33 protein-coding genes and 1 pseudogene are annotated in these 23369 nt (G+C 36.1%); 29 read left to right on the forward strand and 5 right to left on the reverse strand.

Features of this window, described 5'->3' with window-relative positions:
- Positions 1-189 precede the first annotated feature (189 nt).
- From GH754_RS06020 to GH754_RS06065, 10 genes are all read left to right on the forward strand, one after another.
- Positions 190-504, forward strand: coding sequence for a hypothetical protein (locus tag GH754_RS06020; protein ID WP_153727837.1), 315 nt, complete (start codon positions 190-192; stop codon positions 502-504).
- 134 nt (positions 505-638) lie between these two features.
- Complete coding sequence (locus GH754_RS06025) at positions 639-1658, forward strand: DUF2332 domain-containing protein (RefSeq protein WP_153727838.1); 1020 nt, start codon at positions 639-641, stop codon at positions 1656-1658.
- Between the two features lie 20 nt (positions 1659-1678).
- Positions 1679-2200: a GNAT family N-acetyltransferase gene (locus GH754_RS06030; protein WP_323741876.1), complete on the forward strand. Its 522-nt coding sequence runs from the start codon at positions 1679-1681 to the stop codon at positions 2198-2200.
- 15 nt (positions 2201-2215) lie between these two features.
- A complete protein-coding gene (locus GH754_RS06035; protein ID WP_153727839.1) occupies positions 2216-2752 on the forward strand; it encodes an AAA family ATPase in 537 nt (178 codons plus the stop codon).
- A 78-nt stretch (positions 2753-2830) separates the two neighbouring features.
- Positions 2831-3874 carry a beta-carotene 15,15'-monooxygenase gene (locus GH754_RS06040; protein ID WP_153727840.1) on the forward strand — a complete coding sequence of 348 codons (1044 nt, stop codon included), beginning with the start codon at positions 2831-2833 and terminating at the stop codon, positions 3872-3874.
- A 12-nt stretch (positions 3875-3886) separates the two neighbouring features.
- Positions 3887-4414, forward strand: coding sequence for a hypothetical protein (locus GH754_RS06045; protein WP_153727841.1), 528 nt, complete (start codon positions 3887-3889; stop codon positions 4412-4414).
- Positions 4415-4612: 198 nt separating this feature from the next.
- Positions 4613-4918, forward strand: a complete 306-nt coding sequence (locus tag GH754_RS06050) for a PadR family transcriptional regulator (RefSeq protein ID WP_153727842.1) — start codon at positions 4613-4615, stop codon at positions 4916-4918.
- Between the two features lie 16 nt (positions 4919-4934).
- Positions 4935-6134 carry a chromate efflux transporter gene (gene chrA, locus GH754_RS06055; RefSeq protein ID WP_153727843.1) on the forward strand — a complete coding sequence of 400 codons (1200 nt, stop codon included), beginning with the start codon at positions 4935-4937 and terminating at the stop codon, positions 6132-6134.
- Between the two features lie 24 nt (positions 6135-6158).
- Positions 6159-6935 (forward strand): class I SAM-dependent methyltransferase, encoded by a 777-nt coding sequence (locus GH754_RS06060; RefSeq protein WP_323741877.1) that lies wholly within the window; start codon positions 6159-6161, stop codon positions 6933-6935.
- A gap of 98 nt (positions 6936-7033) precedes the next feature.
- Positions 7034-7972, forward strand: coding sequence for an NADP-dependent oxidoreductase (locus tag GH754_RS06065; protein ID WP_153727844.1), 939 nt, complete (start codon positions 7034-7036; stop codon positions 7970-7972).
- A 46-nt stretch (positions 7973-8018) separates the two neighbouring features.
- On the opposite strand, the gene GH754_RS06070 is transcribed toward GH754_RS06065, so the two are convergent.
- Positions 8019-8159, reverse strand: coding sequence for a YpzI family protein (locus tag GH754_RS06070; protein WP_153727845.1), 141 nt, complete (start codon positions 8157-8159; stop codon positions 8019-8021).
- 126 nt (positions 8160-8285) lie between these two features.
- On the opposite strand from GH754_RS06070, the gene GH754_RS06075 reads away from it, so the two are divergent.
- The 8 genes from GH754_RS06075 (at position 8286) to GH754_RS06110 (ending at position 12754) form a co-directional block, all read left to right on the forward strand.
- Positions 8286-8819, forward strand: a complete 534-nt coding sequence (locus tag GH754_RS06075; protein WP_153727846.1) for a 2'-5' RNA ligase family protein — start codon at positions 8286-8288, stop codon at positions 8817-8819.
- A 28-nt stretch (positions 8820-8847) separates the two neighbouring features.
- On the forward strand, positions 8848-9465 hold the full coding sequence (locus GH754_RS06080) for an NUDIX hydrolase (protein ID WP_153727847.1): 618 nt from the start codon (positions 8848-8850) through the stop codon (positions 9463-9465).
- 20 nt (positions 9466-9485) lie between these two features.
- The gene (locus GH754_RS06085; RefSeq protein ID WP_323741878.1) at positions 9486-9941 is read left to right on the forward strand and encodes a GNAT family N-acetyltransferase; all 456 of its coding nucleotides are present in this window, start codon (positions 9486-9488) and stop codon (positions 9939-9941) included.
- A gap of 25 nt (positions 9942-9966) precedes the next feature.
- A complete protein-coding gene (locus GH754_RS06090) occupies positions 9967-10542 on the forward strand; it encodes an SGNH/GDSL hydrolase family protein (protein ID WP_153727848.1) in 576 nt (191 codons plus the stop codon).
- Positions 10539-11357 (forward strand): MBL fold metallo-hydrolase, encoded by an 819-nt coding sequence (locus GH754_RS06095; protein WP_153727849.1) that lies wholly within the window; start codon positions 10539-10541, stop codon positions 11355-11357. The genes GH754_RS06090 and GH754_RS06095 overlap by 4 nt, the downstream gene beginning before the upstream one ends.
- Before the next feature lies 1 nt (position 11358).
- Positions 11359-11814, forward strand: a complete 456-nt coding sequence (locus GH754_RS06100) for a GNAT family N-acetyltransferase (protein ID WP_153727850.1) — start codon at positions 11359-11361, stop codon at positions 11812-11814.
- Positions 11815-11923: 109 nt separating this feature from the next.
- Entirely contained in the window at positions 11924-12136 is a 213-nt protein-coding gene (locus GH754_RS06105; protein WP_153727851.1) for a DUF6366 family protein, read from the forward strand.
- Positions 12137-12289: 153 nt separating this feature from the next.
- A complete protein-coding gene (locus GH754_RS06110; RefSeq protein WP_153727852.1) occupies positions 12290-12754 on the forward strand; it encodes a hypothetical protein in 465 nt (154 codons plus the stop codon).
- A 283-nt stretch (positions 12755-13037) separates the two neighbouring features.
- Here the strand turns inward: GH754_RS06110 and GH754_RS06115 are convergent, their stop codons facing one another.
- Complete coding sequence (locus GH754_RS06115; RefSeq protein WP_153727853.1) at positions 13038-13592, reverse strand: hypothetical protein; 555 nt, start codon at positions 13590-13592, stop codon at positions 13038-13040.
- 509 nt (positions 13593-14101) lie between these two features.
- Positions 14102-14581 (reverse strand): hypothetical protein, encoded by a 480-nt coding sequence (locus tag GH754_RS06120; protein ID WP_153727854.1) that lies wholly within the window; start codon positions 14579-14581, stop codon positions 14102-14104.
- Positions 14582-15024: 443 nt separating this feature from the next.
- Between GH754_RS06120 and GH754_RS06125 the strand changes: the two genes are divergently transcribed.
- The 5 genes from GH754_RS06125 to GH754_RS06145 all read left to right on the forward strand — a co-directional run bounded on the left by GH754_RS06125 (position 15025) and on the right by GH754_RS06145 (position 17579).
- Positions 15025-15390: a DUF2975 domain-containing protein gene (locus GH754_RS06125; protein ID WP_228550156.1), complete on the forward strand. Its 366-nt coding sequence runs from the start codon at positions 15025-15027 to the stop codon at positions 15388-15390.
- Positions 15391-15516: 126 nt separating this feature from the next.
- Positions 15517-16071 carry a hypothetical protein gene (locus GH754_RS19790; protein ID WP_194841299.1) on the forward strand — a complete coding sequence of 185 codons (555 nt, stop codon included), beginning with the start codon at positions 15517-15519 and terminating at the stop codon, positions 16069-16071.
- A complete protein-coding gene (locus GH754_RS19795) occupies positions 16059-16481 on the forward strand; it encodes a hypothetical protein (protein ID WP_153727856.1) in 423 nt (140 codons plus the stop codon). The genes GH754_RS19790 and GH754_RS19795 overlap by 13 nt, the downstream gene beginning before the upstream one ends.
- Positions 16482-16490: 9 nt before the next feature.
- Positions 16491-16793, forward strand: coding sequence for a hypothetical protein (locus GH754_RS06140; protein ID WP_194841300.1), 303 nt, complete (start codon positions 16491-16493; stop codon positions 16791-16793).
- A gap of 153 nt (positions 16794-16946) precedes the next feature.
- Positions 16947-17579, forward strand: coding sequence for a YczE/YyaS/YitT family protein (locus tag GH754_RS06145; RefSeq protein WP_153727857.1), 633 nt, complete (start codon positions 16947-16949; stop codon positions 17577-17579).
- Between the two features lie 108 nt (positions 17580-17687).
- Here the strand turns inward: GH754_RS06145 and GH754_RS06150 are convergent, their stop codons facing one another.
- Positions 17688-18509: a squalene/phytoene synthase family protein gene (locus GH754_RS06150; RefSeq protein ID WP_153727858.1), complete on the reverse strand. Its 822-nt coding sequence runs from the start codon at positions 18507-18509 to the stop codon at positions 17688-17690.
- A gap of 243 nt (positions 18510-18752) precedes the next feature.
- Between GH754_RS06150 and GH754_RS06155 the strand changes: the two genes are divergently transcribed.
- The 4 genes from GH754_RS06155 to GH754_RS06170 all read left to right on the forward strand — a co-directional run bounded on the left by GH754_RS06155 (position 18753) and on the right by GH754_RS06170 (position 20392).
- A complete protein-coding gene (locus tag GH754_RS06155) occupies positions 18753-19229 on the forward strand; it encodes a DUF2975 domain-containing protein (protein WP_153727859.1) in 477 nt (158 codons plus the stop codon).
- Between the two features lie 10 nt (positions 19230-19239).
- Positions 19240-19452, forward strand: coding sequence for a helix-turn-helix domain-containing protein (locus tag GH754_RS06160; protein WP_153727860.1), 213 nt, complete (start codon positions 19240-19242; stop codon positions 19450-19452).
- Positions 19453-19497: 45 nt separating this feature from the next.
- Positions 19498-20130, forward strand: a complete 633-nt coding sequence (locus tag GH754_RS06165; protein WP_228550157.1) for a hypothetical protein — start codon at positions 19498-19500, stop codon at positions 20128-20130.
- A gap of 130 nt (positions 20131-20260) precedes the next feature.
- Positions 20261-20392: a YuzL family protein gene (locus GH754_RS06170; protein WP_162038776.1), complete on the forward strand. Its 132-nt coding sequence runs from the start codon at positions 20261-20263 to the stop codon at positions 20390-20392.
- Positions 20393-20524: 132 nt separating this feature from the next.
- Here the strand turns inward: GH754_RS06170 and GH754_RS06175 are convergent, their stop codons facing one another.
- Entirely contained in the window at positions 20525-21331 is an 807-nt protein-coding gene (locus tag GH754_RS06175; RefSeq protein ID WP_153727861.1) for a pentapeptide repeat-containing protein, read from the reverse strand.
- A 341-nt stretch (positions 21332-21672) separates the two neighbouring features.
- Between GH754_RS06175 and GH754_RS06180 the strand changes: the two genes are divergently transcribed.
- Complete coding sequence (locus tag GH754_RS06180) at positions 21673-22053, forward strand: VOC family protein (RefSeq protein ID WP_323741897.1); 381 nt, start codon at positions 21673-21675, stop codon at positions 22051-22053.
- A gap of 154 nt (positions 22054-22207) precedes the next feature.
- Positions 22208-23220 (forward strand): annotated as a pseudogene (locus GH754_RS06185) (S66 family peptidase).
- Positions 23221-23369: the final 149 nt, after the last annotated feature.

The raw sequence follows: 23369 nt of genomic DNA on the forward strand, positions 1-23369 counted from the left end.
AGGTGAAAATGATGAAGCACTGATTCCCTTTATAAAGTATAAAGGGGGCGGTGTTTTTTTATTGTCTAACTTTTGCTAGAAAACAGTATGTAGAGAGGAAGGTTAATCATAAGTTAAATTTTAAATTTTAGCACAAAAGGGAACTTTGTCAGTTTTAAAACGTAGAAAATAATTAAGGGAGGGACACAAATGAAAAAGATTATAATTCAGTCATTGATATCGGCAGTCATTTTGGGTGTAATTGTGTGGATTGCTAGTTTTATCTTTTCTTTCTCATATGGTGAATGGAGCTTCTTCATTGGGCTAGGGTTTTCCGTTGTAATTTTCTTTTTTAGTAGTAGCGGTGGAGCATTATCAAAAGTTGCAAATTTAGAGGCAAGCGAGTCTAGCTGGAAAATCCAAAAAGATAATAATGATTTGAAAGCAAATGTTGGTACCATTTTTTATGGTTCTGTGCTTTATACAATCATCAGTTTTATCGTTATGGTTATCTTATTCTTTTAAGACAAAACGGAGCTTATCAAAAATGCTTCGAAATTTTTAGGAGATGTACTCTACTGTTACAGGGGTTAGAGTAATGATTGATAAAAAAATATTATTCAATATAATTTTTTAACTAATCTATTGGGAGAGGTTTAATGAAAAAGCATATATCAGAAAAATTCAGAAATTTCGCCATAAAAGAGTGTAAAGGATCAAGCGAGTTATATGAAACGCTATCCATATCCATATCTAAAGATGATGAAATTTTACAGCTAGCATCAATGGCTAGAGAAGGCCAGCCAATTCCTAATTTACTTTTCGGTGCTGTTCATTATCTTTTACTAAAGGGTAAGAATCATAAGCTAAAAGAATATTATCCTAGTATGGTAGAGGCTCCGAGTGATGTAGAGGACTCATTTTTTTACTTTAATGATTTTTGTCAGCAATACTCAGGTGAAATCATCACTATTTTAAAGGAAAAGTCAGTCCAGACCAATGAAGTTCGTCGTTGTGCCTATCTCTTCCCGGCCTTTCAGTTTGTCTATGACATAGTCAAGAAACCTCTAGCTCTAGTAGAAATTGGAACGAGCGCTGGGCTGCAGCTATTATGGGATCAATATAGTTACTCCTATGGAACGAATCAGATTTATGGAAATGAGGAATCCAACGTACATATATCCTCGAAAATAGTCGGTAAGAACAGACTCATTATGAAAGATTCCATTCCACCAGTAGCTTCTAGGATTGGGGTAGACCTTCAAACAATGGATGTCAATAACCAAGAAAATTATCTCTGGTTGAATGCTCTTATATGGCCCAATCATCATGAAAGAAGAGTTTTATTTGAAAAAGCTGTACATTACGTTAAGAATAATACATTGACCTTAATCGAAGGAGATGGGGTAGGACTACTTAAACAGCTTTCTGAGAGAATATCAAAAGATTACACGCTTTGTATATTTCATACCCATGTGGCGAACCAAATGCCCATCGAGGTGAAAACTAACTTATTAGAACAGGTGAAATCAATCGGTTCAGACAGAGAAATATTTCACATCTACAATAACATCCAAGATTCCCGTTTGCATCTTGATTATTACTTGAATGGGGAAGAGTCCAAAAATGTAATCGGAGAGACTGACGGGCACGGAAGATGGTTTTCTTGGGAATTATGATAGAAAATGAGGTGCAAACAGTGACAATAAAATTTATAAAAATGACGACCCCCACCGAAAATGTGATTGAAATGATGAATCGTTGGGAAAATGATCCAGCATTAATTCCGTTGAAACAGCCTATCCAAAACGAATCAAAATTACATGATAGGGATGAACTGACGATTAAGGATGTTCGTAAGCGCTTGGAAAATCATGATATCTATTTAATCTATCTAAATGAACAGTTGATAGGGGAAATGAATTTCATGATTGATCCAGGTCATCTTTATAAAAAAGAGCCTGGGACTGCTTGGATTGGGATTACAATTGGCGAACCCCAAGCTCGTGGCAAGGGTATTGGGGGTATGGCCATGCAATATTTGGAGGATCAAATTCAAAAACAAGGATTTAGACGCATTGAATTAGGCGTTTTTGAATTTAACAAGCCCGCTCACCGGCTTTATAAAAAATTGGGGTACAGGGAAATTGGACGAATCGAAAACTTTACCTATTGGAAAGGAGAAATGTGGACAGATATTCCGATGGAAAAGTTTTTGTGATGAAAGGGGACGAACATGATTATTATGATTAATGGCGCATTTGGTGTAGGAAAGACTACCGTTGCAAACGCCTTACACAAAGATTTGGAAAGTAGTATGCTGTTTGACCCAGAAGAGGTTGGATTTATGCTCCGAAATATTATTCCTGAGGATATACAGCAAACAGAGGCGAACACAGGGGATTTTCAGGATTTGGAGTTATGGAAGGAACTGACTGTTAAGGTAGCAGAACACCTTTTAGCAAAATATCAAATGAACCTAATTGTACCCATGACGATTCGTAATCCAGATTACTTTCAATATATTTTTAATGGTTTTCAAAGCATAGATCCACAAACCTTTCATTTTTGTTTGACCGCATCAAAAGCAACGATTCACAAGAGACTTAGAGGTCGGGGAGAGAAAGAGGGGAACTGGTCTTTTGAGCAAACAGATAAATGTTTAAAAGCATTTGAGGAGTATAACTTTAAAGAATATATAGATACAGAGCATGCAACAGTTGATATGATGACTAAAAATATTATAGATAGGCTGTATAAAATCTTATATTAAGCTTACATAACGCTGAAAGTGGAATATTATGTTAAAATATACATATATGACTTCTTAAACATAGAAAGGACGATGGGAATGGTTTTGAAAAAAACGCTGTATCGAAACAGTATACTAATCCTACTTTTTCTAGTTCTCGGTTCCAATATTGCATTGTATCATACTACACTAGGGGCCCACATTTTACCTGAAGATCCCAGTGGTGTTGTGATTGGATCCATGATTGATATCGCCGTCATATCACCATTATTATTTATGGCTTGGAAACGTAATTGGAGTTTAAAAAGTATGGTCATATCCATAGCTGCTGGTCTTGTACTGGTTCGTCTCCTCATTCCCATGGATTACTTAGCACCATTCGAAGTCATAACGTGGTTTGGATTTGCAGTGGAAGGAATTTTGGTCCTTTTTGAAGTGTTGGTCATTGCTTCACTAGTAAAGTATTTACCCAACATCGTACGTTCTGTAAAACTAAGTACAATACCAGTTGTTTTTTCATTTCCTAACGCAGTAGAACAACAAGTAAAGTCTTCTTCGATCATTAAAGTTATATCCTCTGATCTCCTAATGTTCTATTATGCATTTGCAAGCTGGAGAAAACAGCCACGACAAGGTGATCGGCTGTTTACAATTCATCAAAAGACGAGTTTTATCGCCTTTCAAATCATGATGATTCATGCCATTGTTATTGAAACAATCGGTATTCATTGGTGGTTACATGAAAAATCTATGATACTATCACTCATTTTACTTGTACTCAATATTTATTCCGTTATCTTTTTCATAGCCAATATCCAATCGGTACGTCTCAATCCAATTCAAACGACAGAGACTGGAATTTACCTATCCCTTGGGTTGATGAAACGAATGGAAATAAAGTGGTCTGATATTCAGGAAGTGATAGACAATCCTGGCCAACTAGAGCAAAAATCCCCAAAAAATACGATAGAATTTATGGCGGTTGATCTCGAGAAGGTACAGCCAGATGTTATATTAAGGTTAAAGCGACCGAAGAAAGCTACGCTTATGATGGGGATAAGTAAAGAGTTTGATCGGGTGTCAGTCAGAGTAGACGATCCCAACAGATTTAAAAGAACAATTAAGGACCATTTGAATGAATAGGGGAGGCTTAAATTGAGAATTCAATATGTTTTGTTGGTTATTTTTTTGACATTCTTAGTAGGCTGTGAAAGTCAGGATTATAATGCAGAACAGGACGTCTTTCAAACTAAAGAGGCAGCCATAAAACATTTTCTCGATGAGTTTCCAAGAAGTGATATTGAGCATGTGAAGACAACGGACGATGATGAGCTATTTATTGTGCGGTCAGGAAATCACCAATATGATGTTTACGGTATGGAAAATGAACATAATCGTTACTCGATAGTCAAACTAACTGCAACGTTATCACTTCATAATACGATAGCAGGGTCAGCTGAATTTCACACGCCGATGGGAAATGATTACACGTATCTAGTAGTAAAGCAAAATAACCATGACAAATTACCACATGATACTAGAACAAAATTTGAAATGTCCCCCATATTGTCAGGTGACGCGGAACTATCCTTAAACCAAGGCCATATAGGAGTGAAATCCCAATCTATTATGCCAACGAATGTGATTAAATCAACAGAAACCATTGTTAGCCAAGGAATCTAGTACATTATAGAGATAAGGTATAGTTTCCCAGTGGGCCATATCACATAGATTTGGTCTCTTTTTTGGTGAAATTTTCAGCCCATGTAAAGCTATTGTAAATTTTTAATATTGTTGTTGAAAAATAATTAGAAGCTAATGTACAATCGCAATATCGAAAACCGATATCGAAATCGGATTGTGCTTTTGGAGGTGACTAGTTTGGAGGATAAAGTATTACGAAAGCTGTTCCTTGGATTCATTCACATCCATATTTTACACCATGCAGAGGAACATCCGATTTATGGTGCTTGGATGGTAGAAGAACTGAAAGAGCACGGCTATGACATCAGCTCAGGGACTCTTTATCCAATTTTACATTCCATGGAATCTGATGGTCTATTGAAAAAGGAAGAAAGAAACGTAGAAGGAAAAATTAGAAAATACTACACGACCACAGACAAAGGCAGTGAAGTGCTCATCGAATCACGAAACAAAGCCTATGAGTTATTTAAAGAAATATACTAAAAGGGAGGGGACTATCATGTCTAAACCGAAGAACAAAATTCAAACGCTGATTGAAATATTATTGACCTCCACAAAATTAGGATTGACTTCATTTGGAGGACCTGTTGCACATTTAGCATACTTTAAAGACGAATACATTGACCGCCGTAAATGGCTTGATGATAAAACCTATGCTGACATTATTGCGATCTGTCAATTCTTGCCTGGTCCAGCCAGTAGTCAGGTAGGGATATCCATCGGAATGCTTCGCGGAGGATTACTTGGCGGGCTGATTTCGTGGTTTGGATTTACCGTACCATCGATTATTGTGTTGATTGTCTTTGCAATGATGTACCAAACATTTTCATTGGGTGATGCAGGTTTTATACATAGCTTAAAGATTGTGGCTGCAGCTGTTGTACTACACGCGTTAATTGGTCTAGGGAAGAAGCTGACACCTGATAAGCCTCGGTTAGCGATCGCAATGGTTGCCGCTACGATCATGTTATTATACCCATCGGCATGGATGCAGATATTTATTATTTTAGGTGCAGGCTTACTAGGTTTAAAGCTATTTAAGGATAAAGCAGAATCTAAAGTACAGCCATTTCACATTAACATTTCCAAAAAGCTTGGTTTGACCTCTTTAGGAATTTTAATAAGCTTACTTATTTTACTTCCACTATTAAATAAAGTATCAGACCATCCCTTATTAAATATTTTTGATATCTTTTTTAGAGTTGGCTCGCTCGTATTTGGTGGTGGGCATGTTGTATTACCTATGATTGAAAGAGAAGTTGTTCCTCAAGGTTTATTAACAGCTAATGAATTTTTAGCTGGATATGGTATGGCACAAGCTGTCCCCGGACCATTATTTACTTTCTCAAGTTATCTTGGGACAATGATGGAAGGAGTAATTGGTGCCATTGTAGCGACGATTGGAATTTTTCTGCCTTCCTTTTTACTCATTGTTGCTGCTTTACCATTTCTCAATGAACTTCGTCAGAGAGCTACATTTCAAGGCGTTTTAATGGGAGTTAATGCGAGTGTTGTAGGTATTTTGTTAGCTGCTTTTTATGATCCAGTAATCAACAGCTCAATTTTTAGTACAGCCGATTTTGCCTTAGGCGTCATTTTATTTGGCTTGTTAAATATTTGGAAAGTCCCAGCTTGGCTCATTGTGATTTTAGGTGTGATTGGTGGATATGTCTTACAAATTATTGGAAGTGGCTTATGATAACGCTGAAGTGAGGGATGTTTAGTGGGAATTGATTTTCATAATAAGAACAATCAAAAGAGTTACACCAAACGAACAGCTGATATTTCATGGATGGAAACAATAAAAAAAATTGTGCCTATTGCGGAAATTGGAGAAGCGTTGGACATTGGGTGTGGGGGAGGAATTTATTCCAAGGCGTTAGCGGACATGGGAGTTGCTCATGTTACTGGCGTTGATTTTTCTGAACCAATGCTTAATGGGGCAAAAGAAAATTGTAAAAATTACCATCAGATAACTTTTCAACTTGGAAATGCTTATGAAACGGGCTTAGATGATAATCTTTATGATCTACTATTAGAAAGAGCACTCATTCACCATATTGAAGATTTGTATTTTTGTTTTGTAGAGGCATATAGGGTATTGAAGGATAACGCCTATTATATCATTCAGGATCGTACGCCTGAAGATTGTTTATTAGAGGGTAGTGATCATCATATTAGAGGTTACTTCTTTGAACTTTTTCCAAGACTAGCTGAAAAAGAGATGAATCGACGGTATAAGAGTCAATTTGTAACCGACATGCTGCAGAAAGTAGGATTTCAAAACATTGAAGAAATTAAGCTATGGGAAACAAGAAAGATGTATGATACTAAGGAGCAATTATTAATCGACTTAACGGAAAGAACGGGTAGAAGTATTTTACACGAATTAAGCGATGCAGAACTCAATCGATTAGTAAAATATATAGATAGCTCCTTGTCTATTGAGGAAGGTATAGTTGAAAAGGATAGATGGACGATTTGGAAAGCAGTTAAATAAGTTTTTATCTCATATCCTCTTTAAAAATTCACACAATGATTCATACTATTTACGAATCATGATAAATGTAGATTAGGGTCAAATAAGGAGGATTTAGATTGAAAGCCATTGTCATTGATCAATACGGTGGGAGCGAACAGCTTAAAGAAAGAGATGTAGAACGTCCGTCAATTACGGATGATCAAGTATTAGTGGAAGTTCACGCAACATCCGTTAATCCAATCGATTGGAAACTACGTGAGGGATATTTGCAGGAAATGCTTCCATTTGAATTTCCGATTATCTTAGGATGGGATGTTGCGGGCACTATAACAGAAGTCGGTAAAAATGTAACAGAGTACAAAGCTGGGGATAGAGTATTTTCAAGACCAGCCACAACTAGACAAGGTACATATGCTGAATTTGTGCCTGTTGATCAGAATTTATTGGCAATGATGCCGGAAAATATGAGCTATGAGGATGGTGCGGCCATTCCATTAACAGGCCTAACAGCTTGGCAATGTCTGGTAGATTTTTCGAACATCAAAGAGGGAGATAAAGTCTTGATTCATGCTGGAGCTGGAGGGGTAGGAACCTTTGCTATTCAAATTGCGAAAAGCTTTGGAGCTTATGTTGCGACAACTGCAAGTGAAAAAAATGAGGAGTTTCTAACCCATTTAGGGGCAGACCAGGTAATTGACTATCAAAAAGACAATTTCGAAACGATACTGAGTGATTATGATATTGTATTGGATTCCATGGGCGGGGAAATCCAATCGAAAAGCTATAAAGTCTTAAAGGAAGGTGGCAAACTCGTCTCCATTGCGCAGCCCCCATCAGAGGAAGAGGCAACCAAACATGGTGTAGAAGCTGGATTTCTCTGGTTAGAACCAAAAGGAGAACAATTGGAAGAGTTGGCCAAACTTTATAAAGAAGGAAAGCTAAAGCCAATCATAGGCGAGGTATTTGAATTTAATGAAAAAGCAGTACAAGAGGCTCATGCTTTAAGTGAATCACATCATGCTCGTGGGAAAATTGTGATTACATTAGAAACATAGGTACAAGAAGAAACAGCAATCATCTAAAGTGATTGCTGTTTCTATTTTACTTTTGTCCATCATTTAATCTTCTTGCATCATCAGGTCCTGACATTCTTGTGGACCCTTTATAATCTATCCCCTGATCACGATCTGATTCGACACGCCCGCTTTTTCTTAACTTTTTCTCTTGTCGGTCTTTACCCAATTCAAGCACCTCCTAGTACTAAGATGAGAAGTTTGAACGGATTTATTCATATAGTTCATGAAGGAGAAAATATCCTTTTTGTTGAAAATAGAATGTAGGTTGTGTAACAAAAAGGGGATTTGGGTCATGCAATATTTTATTGGAATTGTACCTCCGGATGATTATAAAGATAAAATCATAAACTTTCAAAAGCAGTGGGACAGCAATGATATTATGGATGTGGTTGAGCCCCATATCACTTTGAAGGCTCAGGGTGGATTAACTGAAGATGAAGAGTGGATCGCTAAAGTGAAGACAATCTGTAAAAGTTATCCGTCTATTCACCTTTCTATACATGAGCCTAAATTTTTTGGAGATGATATTCTTTATTTAAGTGCATCGTCTAACGAGTTATTCTCTTTACACGAAAAAATTGTACAAGCCATTTCACCTTCAGATGAGTTAATAAACCAATATTTTGAACTTGAAAACTTTGTGCCCCATATGACATTAGCAAAAACGCACTATGGTTTATCGAAACAAGAGCTAAGAAGAATGGCGAAACGAGCTGAAAACGAATTGACTCCTTACCCTAGCTTTGAAGTTAGCTTTGTGAGAGTGTATCAAGAAAAAGAGAATAATGAATACGTCAAATATATGGATATACCATTATTGAAATAGTCATCTATTATCGAAAAGAGGGTTCAAAATGAGCTACAAATGGTTAGAGTGGGCAAAACGAATTCAAGCGATTTCCCAGGCTGGATTAACGTTTTCTAAGGATGTTTATGATATTGAGCGCTATGAGGAATTACGTCATATCAGTGCTGAGATTATGGAGGAATATAGTGAAATGGACTTTCAAAAGGTCGATGAATTGTTTAGCGTTGAAACAGGGTATCCAACACCTAAAATGGATGTTCGTGGAGCCGTTTTTCAAAACAATCAAGTCCTACTAGTTAAAGAAATGAATGAAGATTTATGGTCCTTGCCTGGTGGTTTTTGTGAAATTGGATTATCTCCTGGTGAAAATATCGTCAAAGAAATAAAAGAAGAATCTGGCTTTGAGGTAACGCCAGTGAAACTCCTCGCTGCTTTAGATAAAAACAAACATCCCCATCCTCCTGACGCTACTGATTACTACAAACTCTTTATTCAGTGTGAAATACATGGGGGAGAGGCACGTGTTGGTGTAGAAACAAGTGAAGTAAGATTTTTTAGTGAATCTAATCTACCAAAGCTTTCGGTCAAAAGAAATACAGAGTCACAAGTCAATATGCTGTTTGAGTTTTTACAGGATCCAGGAAAAGAGCCTGTTTTTGACTAAACAATGAAGGGGATAAAGAAGTGAATATTATAGCGATACGAGAGCACTCAGAGTACAGGGAGCGGGCTATACAATATTTTCAACATAAATGGGCGAATGAGGATAGCAAGATGGTATATGATGATTGCATAACAAATAGTTTAACTACCTCAAATCCCTTGCCGCAATGGTATATTTTGATGGACGGCGATAAAATTATAGGGTGTGCAGGCTTGATTACGAATGATTTCATCAGTCGCATGGATTTATATCCTTGGATTTGCGCGGTTTATGTAGAAGAAGCTTACAGAGGCCATTCTTATGGAGCTCTTTTATTGGACCAGGCTAAGGAAGATGCCTTAAAGGGGGGCTTTTCGTCTGTATATCTTTGTACTGATTTAGAGGGCTATTACGAAAAGTATGGGTTTCATTACATGGCAGACGGCTTTCATCCGTGGGGTGAGAGGTCACGGATCTATGAATCAAAATTATCATAGAACGACTGCAAAAAGGAGAAATTGCATGCGGAAACTGGTTTGTTTTGGTGACAGTATTACAGCAAGAAATGAGGGCATGCCCCAGCCGATGCTTACGACCAAACTAGCGACAAGGTTACAAGGCTTCGAAATCGTCAATGCAGGTGTATCTGGGGATAATACTTGTGATGCTCTAGCAAGAATAGAAGAGGATGTGATCCATCATCAGCCAGACTTTGTGACGGTCTTATTTGGTGCGAATGATGCTGCATTTCACAAGATGATTGACTTAGAAACCTATCAGTCAAATCTAAATAAAATAACAGACCTTTTAAAATCACATAAAACAGTCCTGATTTCACCATCTCCTGTAGATGAAACTGTACAGTTTGCTAGGAATAATGAAACATTAAATCAATACGCATTAGCCGTTAAACGAGTTGCTGAAGGTACTGGTAGTTACTTCATTGATTTTTTTAATGAGATGATTTCACTGGAAAATTATCAACTCAAACTCAAAGGCATAATGAATGACGGGCTACACTTTGGCGAAGAGGGCTATGATTTTTTGGTGGGATTAATAGAAAGAAAAATAAACGAAATAGAAGGGGCTATTAAATGATTCATTACAAAGGGAAACATGTAACAGTCTTTCAAAGCGTATTATATATGACAACATCCACCCTTATCCATACTGATGAAGTGATGGTTTTAATAGATCCTAATTGGCTTCCGCATGAAATAAAAGAAATTAGAGAATGTGTGGAGCAGCATAAGGTTTCTCAGCAGCTCTATATCATATATACGCATAATGATTTCGACCATATTATCGGTTCTGGTGCTTTTCCAGAGGCGAAGGTCATCGCATCAAAGACATTTAGCAACTATCCTCATAAAGATAATATTATTCAACAGATTAAAGACTTTGACCAACAATACTATATACATAGGAATTATAAAGCTGAATATCCATCTGTAGATTTCGTGATTTCAAATGATGGTGAAAAAATGAATTTAGGAGATCTTACTTTTACTTTCAATACCGCTTCAGGGCATACAAGTGACGGATTATTTACGATTGTTGAACCGCTTGGCATTTTTATTTCTGGTGATTATCTCTCAGATGTGGAATTCCCATTTATTACGAGTGGCTACAAGGACTATCTCAACACAATGGAAAAAGCGGAAAGGACTCTACAACAAAATAAAATAAACCTACATATCCCTGGTCATGGAACGGTGACTAATGATTACAATGAAATGACAAACCGACTGAATTTTTCAAAGTATTATTTAAATGAGATCACAAGTAGTAAATCGGATTTAGAAAAGCAATGTCAGCAGAAGTATTTATTTTTTGAGGGAATGAAGGATATTCACTATGAAAATATAAAGTTTGTGAAACAAGAGCTCGGGAAAAATTGTGGGGGAGAGTAAAATGGTTAGTTTAGACAAAATGAACTCAAGTGAATTTGAAAGGTATCTGAGATTTGCGATTAAAAATTATGCAAATGAACACGTTAAAGCTGGAAACTGGAATGAGCAAGAAGCTATAAGCAATGCGACTGAAGAGTTTGAAAACCTACTACCTGAAAGAGAAAAAACGGTTAATAATGAACTATTTATTATTCGGGATGGTGACAAAGAAGTGGGGATGATATGGCTTGCCAAACGCTCAAACGATAAAGGATTTATATATGACATCAATGTTTGGGAAGGCAACCAAGGTCATGGCTATGGGAAACAAGCAATGAAGGAAATAGAGAAGGTGGCAAAAAATCTAAACCTGAAAAGTATAGGTCTTCACGTATTTGGTCACAATCAAGTCGCACGAGGTTTATATGAAAAACTCGGATATTTAGAGACAGATATTATTATGGAGAAAAAGATTTAACACTTTCTCTTCAATTAACGGGGAATAGCTCTTATGCTATGTATAAGTATATGACAATAAGATTTTCCCTTGAAATAATACAATTTAAAGAAGACTAAAGGGGAATTTGATGAGCGACAAAGAAACTCCAGAGCAGCGAAGAGAAAGGTTAAGACAAGAAGAAATAAAGAATAATATAGGCGGAAATCTGAACGACTCTATTAACAAATCAAACAATGGTAATCTTGTTGATTTGGTTGGTAGTTTAGGATGGAAAGGTACTGGAATACTTATTATTGTCATAATATTAGGATATATAATATATTCCCTCTTCTTTTCCTAATTCATAGATATAATAACTTTTTTAATAGGGAAAAGGGGAGTGTAAAGGTTTTCTATTGGACCGAGTTTACCTGAAAAGAAACTATGAAAAATTTAAAAGAGTTGTCCTATTTTCTACTAGACGTCATAGAGTAGAAGTAGGAGGTGTCTCGTAATGATAAAATTTGGAAAAGAACTTTTTCAGGATCATGTCACACAGGTAATTACGATTTTAGCAAGTTTAGCTTTAGCCATTGTTGCTCAAAAGCTATCCGGGGATATAGCAAACATGTCGCTCACCACTTTTGTTAAAGAAGGTTATAGTAGCATCATAGGGAGCGAGCAATTAAGTCTATTATATAACGTTTTGTTACCATTCTTCATGTATATTCTTTCCTGTGCCTGTTTGCTTTGGATGGGGATTACGAATATTATTACATGTAACCATATAGAAGAGAAGTCCATTAGGTTCCTAAAGGTGTTATTAGGGTTTACACAACTGCTGTTATTTGGAGTCTTTATTGTGATGGAAGGTAAACTTTTTATGTATTTCTCAATCATGGTATTTACGGTAGTAATTCTCGTATTTATCCTCCACTATGTAGCAACTGTTCAGGAACGGGCGAGGACATCTCAGTGATACTTTCAATTACATTATGAAACATTTTTAAAAGGGATTACGACAAATAAATAGAAGTGAATTTCATCACGGGAGGTGATCCCTTGATTTGGGTATTTTTTACAATCCCCGTCGGGCTAATTTTTTTAGCAGCTATGATCTTTGATACAAAATTAAAAATCAAACAAATTCTTGATTACAGAAATGTTCACAGAGAAAAAATAGATAAGATCCAGGCCAGAGCAGAGAAGATAACCTTTTTTTGATGTTTTGACCTCATTTTTACTATGAGGAGAGCAGGCATTCATTCAACTATTTTAAAATCAATTTTTGCCTCCAATTTAACCTTCTCGGGCTTTTCTCCAATAAGGAATTCCGTATAACCAGTCATCACATAATAACCAGGAGGAAAGCCGTCTCTTTGAACAAATCTTCTAATAAATTTTCTATATGATTCGGTGTCACTTCCTTTTGTTGTACCGCTTTTTTCATAGTCTATTCGATAAGGTTCACCTTGTTTTAAAGTTGTTGCTGTTAAAACTCCATCCTCAGCAATCTCTTCAGTTCTCCTATCTCTAATTTCGTAGTCCCGAACCATTTCCTTGAGAGAAAAAATTGTAGCTGATAATGGAACTTTTACTTCGTCTTTTTCACCTACATATTCGACTTCTCCATACAACCTCACTTCTTCTCCTACGTGATATTTTTCTTTTTCGCTTACAAGCCGAAAAATAAAATCTTCGTATTTCACTTCATCATTTGATTTTGAAACTTCATGGTTTGCCAATTTACTATTAAAAGTACAGCCCGCTAAGATAGATACGAGAATAATTATAGTAGTTTTTAAGTATTTACTCACTTTTCTCACTTCCTTATTAAGTAAACTTGCTTCGTTAGCTCAATATCTCCTAAGCTAATTTTAACATAATATTCCAACTATTTATCGGATAAAATAAAGACGACAAAAATGTTGACCACCTTGTTCGACTATTGCCTCCGGTAGTTTCAAAGAATACCTCTATTTGAAGAAAAGCCCCCTTTACTTTAAGTTATGCATTCCACATTCTGTGAATTTCCTTTAATGTGTAGCGAAACAAAAAAGCTATCCTTAACAATTAAGGATAGCTTAATAAAGCTGACTAGGGTATGTTAAAAAATTCTATAAAACATGTTTGTTTGTCATCAGAAAAGGAATAGTAAATAACAAATTTATCCACGAGAACTTTATGAGTTCCTTTCCATTCTGATATTAAATTTGTTAGCCAAATTTACAAAAGTTCATACAAAACGATTTGTTCAATCCCAGTAACACAATGTATCCATATTAGATTAACGCTACGAACATGCTAAAACCTAATTGTTCGGAACTTATTCCCCTTTTGTCCTAGTACGTCTATTACGCTCAACTAAGTATTGCATACCATATAAGATAAAGGCTTTATGAAACAAATAAAAGAAAAATTGAATGCTGCTTAACCTGTTTAGATTTGCTATTTTTATTTTTTTTAGAAATTTAATACCAGGAAATGCAAAAAGTCCATCTGCAATGATGTTTAATACTAAAAACTTTTTAAAATTCCCATAAGATAACCTAAGTAACCACATAGACAATGGCATATATGGTCCTATAGCAAAAGGAAGTACATCCTTTACAAAGGATTTCGGTTTATCATAAAAGACCCACCAGTTACGTTTCTGTCCAATAACCTGATACATTAATTCTAAAACAATAGTACAAACCCCTGCTAATGAGAACCGTTTAAAATGTTTTTTTTGTAGAAATAACACCGTAATCCAAGGTAATAAAATAAGTGCCAAATTAAATAGCAAGTGCCGTTTGGTTATCATAATTTAATTGTCATCCTTTGCATTTGTTTATATGTCCTTTAACTTTTACAATTTCATAAAAAACATTCATTTATAGTTCAATTTATCACTAGCTATCCCTGCTCTCTAAGATTTTTAAAAAAATATAAATTAGATCATAACTTCTTTTAAAGACCTCTTATGATAATGGCTAAAGGTATAACAAAATGGTCGGTATGGTTAGAGTAATCTCAGACCAAATGGTTATACAACCTCATAAAAACAATAAAAATCGAATTAAAAACAACAATGATTTATTGAAATACAATAAAATATGTATTAAACTAAAGCTAACATAAAAGTGAGGTGTTTGTAATGAATCGGGGGACAACCAGTTTTCTAAGGATATCTGTTTTGATGTTTGGTCTTATGAGCTTAGCCTTAAGTATTTTCCTTTTACTTGGCTAGCTGAATATACGGTAGCCATGTATCCAGAGTTTGCTTATCTCAAAATTCCGGTTTTAGCCGGATTATATATCACCGTCATTCCCTTTTCCATAGCCCTTGTTCGAACCTTCAAGCTTTTGCGTGGAGTAGAGGAGAACAAGATTTTCTCGGAAGGGTCGGTGAATGCGCTAAGGGATATCAAATATTGTTTGATATCCATTTTGTTATTTTATGTAATGGGTTCAATATTTCTTATGACGCAAAGTGCCTTCCATCCAGGTATAGCAATAATGGGATTTACCGTCATGTTTATAACCACTTTTATCGCGCTGTTCTCTACAGTGCTTCAGAGATTATTAAGAAATGCATTGAATATCAAATCAGAGAACGATTTGATTGTTTAAGGTAGTAGAATTAGAGTTTATCAAAAAGACCATCTATGGTCTTTTAATTTTGGAATCATTTGTTAGAATATTATTTATAATTGAATATCATGGAAGCGAATAATCAGTGCCAGGATGGTGGACACAGTGGATACGGTTATGTTAAATCGAAGCGAAGTTCATAATTTATTAGATATGGATGAATTATACTCAAAGCTAAGAAGTGGATTTAAAAATTATTCGCAAAGAAGTAATAATGTAGGCCTTCGGGTTCGGTCTCCGTTAAAGCATGAAAACACAAGTGCTATGGTACTTTTTCCGGGGTTAGTTGATGATATACCTGCCTTTACAATAAAAAACCATGCTAAATTTCCTTATGAGTCACCAGCCATTAAGGGTGTTATTCATTTACACCATATTGAGACAGGGGAATTATTGGCGATCATGGATTCTACATACATTACTTCCATTCGGACAGGAATGGCTGGAGAAATGGGCACTCATTTATTGGCTCAAAAAGATGCGGATAAAGTGGCTGTGGTTGGAGCGGGTGTACAGGGGAAACTTCAACTTAAATCACTTAGTTATTTACGAGACTTTTCAGAAGTCTATATCTATGACAAAAGGGAAGAAAACACTGTAAATATGGTTGATGATATGCAAGATGATATACCTGAGACCTTTCACATTTGCTCACTCTAAAACATGCAGTTTCGAAAGCCGATATAATCATAACATCGAAATGGTCTAGAGATGCATTTCTTTTCTCAGATTTGATCAAGGAAGGTGCGCACATTACTACACTCGGTCCAGATAAACCCAATAAAGCAGAGGTGAGTTCTGAACTTATTAACAAGTCCCTGTTTGTCTGCGATGATAAGGAGCTCGCTGTGAGTATGGGGGCAATAGGTGGGGTTGGATTAGACGAACAATCTATTGATGCTGAAATAGGTGAGGTCATTGAAAATCATCAACTTGGTAGAACCCGTGGAGACCAAATCACAATCTATGGAATGGTAGGGTTACCTTTTCAAGATTTAATTGCTGCTTGGCTTGTTTACAAGAAAGCGGAAGAATTGAAATTGGGAACAAGAATGAACTTTTTACAATAGGAAGTCTAAATGAAGGAGATTATTATAGATGTAAATGGATTTATATATTCAGCCAAGTTAACCAACGCTTTGGCGAATGAGGTTCCAGAAAGTAATTGGGATGTTCAACTTATACCCGAGCTAGGAACGTTAAGGAAGCTTTTCCTACATATTGTCCGTGTAAGAGATATTTATCGCGATGGTTTAAGGATTGGCGAAATACATTTTCCTGGTTCACTACCTTCGAAGGAAAATAGTTTACTAGATGAATTAAACCGAAGTATGGATGAACTAGCATTTGAGTTCAAACAAGAAAATTTTAATCACATGTAACCTTGATTTGTAAATGACGTGATATTGGTTGGCGTCATTTTATTTTGAAACACTTATTTTTAAAGAAATTAACATTGTACAATATAAACTCTTTTAAGAAGCAATATATACAGCTACAATAGACTAATACAGATGATGGAGACGGGGATATTTATGAAAAAAATGAGTAAATCGTTTTTAATCTATTTTATTGGGATTGTCGTTTTAGCATTTGGAATTTCGCTTATGATTCGATCTCAATTAGGGGCTTCACCATACGATGCCTTACTCGTAGGTTTATATCGGACCTTTGGGTTAACCATAGGTAGTTGGGAAATTATCGTTGGGGCTGCAGTGGTTTTACTTAATGCCATAGCTTCAAAATCAAGACCCGAATATTTAGCCATGTTAACGTCCCTTATTACAGGGATTGGGATCGATACTTGGCTTTGGTTATTCGGTGATTGGTTAATCGCAGAGCATATATTGGAACAATCTTTATTAGTATTACTAGGCACTCTCTTTACAGGAATCGGAATTGGAATCTATTTAGAATCAAGCTTTGCACCAAATCCTATGGACCGTTCGATGGTTATTTTGACTGATAAAACAGGGTGGTCTTTTAGTAAGTCACGGGCAATCATTAGTATTGTGTTTGTGATTGTAGCATTCTTTTTCGATGGAGCTATTGGTATTGGCACGTTGCTCAATGCACTCCTTACGGGGGTTATTATCCAATGGATTCGCCCATATGTGTTGGTCATTCTTCATAAGCAACCTGTCCAAAAGGCAAACATCAGTCAATAGTTCTGATGATGATTCAAATTATATATTGAAAAAAACTAGACGCATTCCATTAGAATGCGTCTTTTACTTTGTTCCATAATGTAAGAGGTGCAACATGGAAGCTTAATCTTATTTATCCACTTGAATTTCTTCAACTGTTTGTTCTACCTCTGTACGTGTCATTTTTTCGCGCCCTTCTTGCATAGCTTTTAATGATTTATGCGCTAAAGCAAGGGGCAGGCGGCAGAATAATAAAATGCTTCGCTTATGGATTGACTTCATATACTCATCTGCTTTTGCCAAGTTTTCCTCAGCATATTCAAACAGATCAGCACGAGTCCATCCATCAGGTACAAAGCTTACACCACGTTCTTCTAAATCTTCCTGTTCATTACGCAAAATGTTTACGGCTTGAAGCCCTCGTCCATAACCAATGGCCAGATCGCGGTCTGTTTTTACATTAGCTCCCCACTCCCATAGGTCTGAAAGCAGTACTCCCACAAGCCCTGCTACATAATAGGTATAATCATCTAAATCATCACGTGTATGGATTTGCCAGTTTGCTTTTGCCCATTTCGCCATGCCAAATGCCATTTCGCTCGTAGAGTTCATGATGAACGGCCGGCTATCCTTAGGGCAAGCTTCTAACCAGTCCCCTAAACGAAGGGTAACCTCAGGCATTTTCTCCTTTACTGGTCCAAGAATCTGTAAATATTCTTCTTCATTGAAGGTTCGTTTGAATAATTCGCTTACTTTCATTAAAATATCGTATTTTACATCATTGTCCACTTGTTCATGATCTTCAATCTCATCAATGGCTCTAAATACTAAATAAGCTGATGCAACTGTATGTTTTAACTCCTTTTGTAAAAATGTGATTGGAATATAAAAAGTACGACTAGTATCTTTTAGTACACGTATTGCATCTTTAGGAAAAACTTTTTTAGCCATCTATACGATCCCCCATATAAAATTCAATTATTATTATCGTAACTTAAAGTTATTAAAATATAAAATGAAATGTCAGCGTGTTTTGGCCATTCCACTCGGTAAATAGTGGGAACCTTTTTTATTTTTTTGAAGATAAATCTGTTAAACAACAAAAAAACCACAAACTTAAATAAAAATTTATTGTAAAACGATAAAACATATGTTAAATTCAAATAGACAATAATTAAGCGAGGTGCTTTTATAATGAAACGAGGAACAACACTCTTTTTAAGGATGGCTGTAATTTTAATGGGACTACCCGTTCTGGCTTTATCTATATTTGGATTATATTTTTTAGCTCGTAATCCGGTAAATCCAGAGTTTGCTCATATTATATATCCCGCTATCGTGGGAATGTACGGATCGACGGTGCCATATTTCATAGCATTGTATCAATCATTTAAACTTCTCAATTACATTGACAGGAACCAAGCTTTCTCAGATCTGTCTGTAAAAGCTTTAGGTAAAATTAAAATCTGTGCCATGATCTTCAGTAGTTTGTATGTGGTCATTTTGCCATTTGTATTTATCATGGCAGAGTATGATGATGCACCGGGTCTCGTCATAATCGGAATGGTTCCTGTTTTTGCTGCGATGGTGATAGCTGTTTTTGCGGCCGTTCTTCAAAGACTGCTGCAGGAAGCGATTAGAATAAAATCAGAAAATGATTTAACGGTCTGAGGTGAATAAGATGGCGATTATAATCAATATAGATGTGATGTTGGCGAAAAGGAAAATGAGTGTAACGGAGCTTTCTGAAAGGGTAGGAATTACGATGGCGAATCTTTCCATATTGAAAAATGGAAAGGCAAAAGCGATTCGTCTATCTACTTTAGATGCGATTTGTAAGGCATTGGACTGCCAACCTGGTGATATACTAGAATATAAAGAGGACGAGGAATAAATAAATAGATTGGTTTACCACTCATAAGGGGGAAGAACAGGGAGTATGGGGGAAAAGAATTCAAAAAGCGTTTATGTTCTATTGACAGATACAGGCACATTATTCACGAAAATAATCAAATGGTTTACCAATGCACCTTATAATCATGTTTCCATCGTATTGGATGAGGAACTCGGTGAAATGTATAGCTTTGGACGAAAACATCCGCGAAATCCATTGATTGCAGGATTTATAAGAGAAGATGTCTATTTTGGTACTTACCGATATTTTAATAATACGAGGTGCCTTCTTTTAAAAATTGATGTTTCTTCAAAGCAGTATTCTCGCATCAAAAATGTGATCCAAAGCTTTAATCTTAATAAAGATCTATATTCATATAATTTGTTGGGATTAGTCGGTGTGGTTTTTCGTCGGCCGATTCATCTTAGGAATAAGTATTTTTGTTCTCAATTTGTTGCAGAGGTTTTTCAACAAAGTGGCCTGAAATTATGGAGACTTCCTTCTGCCTTAATCACACCAAATCATTTTTTTAAGCATAAGAGTTTTCAAATCGTTTACGAAGGCAGATTGTATGATTATCCTTTATTGGATCACGTCTCGCTGGCGATACCAGCAACAGGTTTTAAATCTGCGCTGATGCACCCTTTTGAACTTATTAAAAAGATACTACCATTATAACTAAGTATAGTAAACGAAAAGTAAAATACACCTTTGATGGTAATAAGGCGATTATCCATAATCGTCTTTTTTAGTGTGAAAAAACATAACGCATTTGTATTAAGGAAAGCTATAATGGGAGGTGAAAAGAGTGAAAGAAAGAAAAGCAAATCCATCAAAAGTTGGCCTCGGGTCACCAGAAACGGAAGGGCAAGGAACTACAAATAGGGAAACTGGTCGAAAAAAAGCTGATTCTTCAAGGAAGAAGCAAAAGCGTACGTAGTAAACAATTAAAATGTTGGAAAAAATGGGTCTGCCCCTTCTTATGGATCATTGTCCATGAAGAAGGTCAGACTCCTACATTTTGTAAAATCCAATACTTAAGTATTAGTTGGGTCATTTAATGGTTTGGTTTTCACCAATGGCTTGGCTTCTCTACATAAGTTGGAATTTTAGTGTGAATATCCCCAATTGCTGAATTGATTTGGGACTGTGTAAGAAAGAGAGCCTCTGATAAGTCAGCACCACTTAAATTTGCATCTCTAAGGTCAGCGCCGATAAAATCAGCCTTTCTTAAATCACTATTTTTTAAGTTTGACGCTATCATTAGCTTTCCACGAAGATCTTCACCTTGTAAGTTCAACCCTTGTAAATTGGCTCCTAGCAAGTCTTCATCTTTCTTGATCCATTTCTTTTTACCTTTATTTTCGATGTCGTTTCTATATATTTTACTTGTCTCTACTAAAAGGGTATCGACCTGGCTTCTGTGTTCTGCAATATCTAATTCTACAATTTCTTTAGGGTTTTTTACTGTTAGCTCAACTGTTTCTTCGTAAATCATTTGAAGTTTGGTTTGAATGGAACGTGTTTCTTTTAATGTCAAAGCTTGTTTGAGGTACCAAAGCATTTCATGTAGTTGTTGGACAAGTGGAAATACAGCAAACATTTCTTCGGCAAGTTCAATATCTTCACGCCAGTCTTTACCACGAAAAATAGATTGTGAAACATGCTGACCAGCACCGAAACACTCATACGAAACACAACCACGAAAGCCTTTCTCGCTCAATTGGTCGTGAATAGCACACAAGTGGTTTGAACATAGATTTTGGCAAGGTATTCCACCGTCCTTGTTAAAAGGGAAATCAGCTGATTTTCCATAAGGTAACGCTACACAACATAATCCAAAGCAATTTTTACAATCCGAATTTAAATCAATAAACATTTTCAGCACTTCCAATAATCTTATTAGTCTTTTCAATCCAACTTAAGGGTATAATGCTTCATGTGGTTAACACAATTATAACAATAAACTGGAATGCTTTGGGATTAAATCAATTTCTTGTTAAAATAGTTTAATATTTTTATGATGTTAGCTCGTATAAGGTATAACTATTCATATTACTTGAGGAATTCTGACATAAAATAGAAGATTTTTGTAATATGGTTGGAAGGAGGAGAAAGGGTGTAACTAGGAGCATTTTCTGTTAGTTTAAATGTAAAGGATATTCACCGATCAAAAGCAAGGAGAAATGATAAGCAAGGAGGCAAAAATCGTATGAAAAAATTATAGTTACCAGTATTTTTGTAGAAGACCAGGACAAGGCATTGGAATTTTACTCAGAAACGTTAGGATTTGTAAAGAAGCATGACGTTCCTTCTGGGGAATTCAGATGGATAACGCTTGTTTCTCCTGGTGAACAAGACGGTACTGAGCTTGTGCTCGAACCGAATGACCATCCAGCTGCCAAGGAATACCAAAAGAAGTTATTTGAAGACGGGATCCCGGTCACCATGTTTGGCGTTGAGGATATTAACGCAGAGTACAAACGATTAAAGGAAAAGGGTGTCAAGTTTACCATGGCGCCGACAGACGCGGGTGCTGTTATCATCGCAGTTTTTGATGATACCTGCGGAAACCTTATTCAGATCGCACAGATGAAATAATTTCACGTTAACCCTGTCTAAATTTGTGGGCAGGTTTTTTTTATAGAAAGATTCCAAAGGTTTGAAATCCTATGTTTGAATATTATGTTAACATGAAATTAGTTAAAAATAGAGATAATGGGAGAAATATAAAGAGGGGGTTGGGGGTAGTAGCATGATTAAATATCCATTTTTAGAACAAGGGGCTACAATTGGAGTTACAGCACCATCATCTGGTGTTCCGTCTGAGCTACATGAACTATTAAAAGCCGCGCGTACTCGCATGGAATCACAAGGCTTTAAAGTAGTATTTGGTGATACGGTATGGACACAGGATAAAGCAAAATCTGCACCTGCTAAAAAAAGAGCAAACGAATTTAATGACATGATGCGAGATGAAAATATCGATATCATCATTCCGCCATGGGGTGGGGTACTGCTGATTGAAATGCTTGAATATGTTGACTTTGAAAATCTTACACCTAAATGGATGTTGGGATATTCAGATACAAGTCTATTATTATTGGTTATCACCTTAAAAACTGGCATTGCCACTGCACATGGAACAAACCTAGTAGATTTAAGAGGCGAATATTCAGATGCTACCACCGCAATGTGGCAATCCGTTTTGACTACAAAGGCGGGGGATTCTGTTCTACAATACTCATCAGATAAATACCAGAAAAAATGGGACCATGCTAATCCAACCCCATGCGTTTTTAATCTAACAGAAAAAACGGATGGAAATCTGTATCCAAAACTAGCACAAGATTTGAAGGCCGTTTGCTTGGCGGCTGTTTGGATGTAATCAGACATCTCATAGGTACTTCATTTGGAGATATACAAAAGTTTAGTGAACAATACATTAATGGTGAACCTATATTGTGGTTTTTTGAAAACTGTGAAATGGACGTAGCGGATTTAAAGCGTACATTAGTCCAAATGAAATTAGCCGGTTGGTTTGAAAATTGTTCAGGAATCATGTTTGGTAGAAGTCCTGCGAATACTCCAATTGATAATTATCATGCTGAGGATGTGTATCATGATCTAGCAATGGAACTTCACATTCCAGTAATATATGATATGGACTGTGGTCATGTACCTCCACAAATAACATTGATTAACGGTGCTTATGCAGAAGTTGAAGTATCAAACGGGAAAGGTACTGTACTACAGTATTTTAGATAAGAGCCCTTCAAAGACCTTTATATTTTCTCTTGATAGTCGTATCTTGGATGACATTTTAAGGAGGTATGTAATAATCGGTATCGTGAACTTACTCCTAGGTGTGGGCATTGTTATTTTTATCTTTTTTTTGTTTATTGTTTACTACAGCA

This window comes from Salinibacillus xinjiangensis, from assembly GCF_009649735.1.
In the GTDB taxonomy this organism is placed as follows: Bacteria; Bacillota; Bacilli; order Bacillales; family Alkalibacillaceae; genus Salinibacillus; species Salinibacillus xinjiangensis.

Excerpts from the sequence above, each read along its gene's own strand:
- GH754_RS06125 (WP_228550156.1), top strand. The coding sequence starts at position 15,025 with ATGTATCCAGAGTTTGCTTATCTCAAAATTCCGGTTTTAGCCGGATTA.
- GH754_RS06165 (WP_228550157.1), top strand. The coding sequence starts at position 19,498 with ATGGGGGAAAAGAATTCAAAAAGCGTTTATGTTCTATTGACAGATACA.
- GH754_RS06035 (WP_153727839.1), top strand. The coding sequence starts at position 2,216 with ATGATTATTATGATTAATGGCGCATTTGGTGTAGGAAAGACTACCGTT.
- GH754_RS06155 (WP_153727859.1), top strand. The coding sequence starts at position 18,753 with ATGAAACGAGGAACAACACTCTTTTTAAGGATGGCTGTAATTTTAATG.
- GH754_RS06120 (WP_153727854.1), bottom strand. The coding sequence starts at position 14,581 with ATGATAACCAAACGGCACTTGCTATTTAATTTGGCACTTATTTTATTA.
- GH754_RS06175 (WP_153727861.1), bottom strand. The coding sequence starts at position 21,331 with ATGTTTATTGATTTAAATTCGGATTGTAAAAATTGCTTTGGATTATGT.
- GH754_RS06140 (WP_194841300.1), top strand. The coding sequence starts at position 16,491 with ATGAAGGAGATTATTATAGATGTAAATGGATTTATATATTCAGCCAAG.
- GH754_RS06160 (WP_153727860.1), top strand. The coding sequence starts at position 19,240 with ATGGCGATTATAATCAATATAGATGTGATGTTGGCGAAAAGGAAAATG.
- GH754_RS06075 (WP_153727846.1), top strand. The coding sequence starts at position 8,286 with ATGCAATATTTTATTGGAATTGTACCTCCGGATGATTATAAAGATAAA.
- GH754_RS06110 (WP_153727852.1), top strand. The coding sequence starts at position 12,290 with ATGATAAAATTTGGAAAAGAACTTTTTCAGGATCATGTCACACAGGTA.
- GH754_RS06025 (WP_153727838.1), top strand. The coding sequence starts at position 639 with ATGAAAAAGCATATATCAGAAAAATTCAGAAATTTCGCCATAAAAGAG.
- GH754_RS06090 (WP_153727848.1), top strand. The coding sequence starts at position 9,967 with ATGCGGAAACTGGTTTGTTTTGGTGACAGTATTACAGCAAGAAATGAG.
- GH754_RS06145 (WP_153727857.1), top strand. The coding sequence starts at position 16,947 with ATGAAAAAAATGAGTAAATCGTTTTTAATCTATTTTATTGGGATTGTC.
- GH754_RS06040 (WP_153727840.1), top strand. The coding sequence starts at position 2,831 with ATGGTTTTGAAAAAAACGCTGTATCGAAACAGTATACTAATCCTACTT.
- GH754_RS06095 (WP_153727849.1), top strand. The coding sequence starts at position 10,539 with ATGATTCATTACAAAGGGAAACATGTAACAGTCTTTCAAAGCGTATTA.
- GH754_RS06020 (WP_153727837.1), top strand. The coding sequence starts at position 190 with ATGAAAAAGATTATAATTCAGTCATTGATATCGGCAGTCATTTTGGGT.
- GH754_RS06150 (WP_153727858.1), bottom strand. The coding sequence starts at position 18,509 with ATGGCTAAAAAAGTTTTTCCTAAAGATGCAATACGTGTACTAAAAGAT.
- chrA (WP_153727843.1), top strand. The coding sequence starts at position 4,935 with ATGTCTAAACCGAAGAACAAAATTCAAACGCTGATTGAAATATTATTG.
- GH754_RS06100 (WP_153727850.1), top strand. The coding sequence starts at position 11,359 with ATGGTTAGTTTAGACAAAATGAACTCAAGTGAATTTGAAAGGTATCTG.
- GH754_RS06080 (WP_153727847.1), top strand. The coding sequence starts at position 8,848 with ATGAGCTACAAATGGTTAGAGTGGGCAAAACGAATTCAAGCGATTTCC.
- GH754_RS06105 (WP_153727851.1), top strand. The coding sequence starts at position 11,924 with ATGAGCGACAAAGAAACTCCAGAGCAGCGAAGAGAAAGGTTAAGACAA.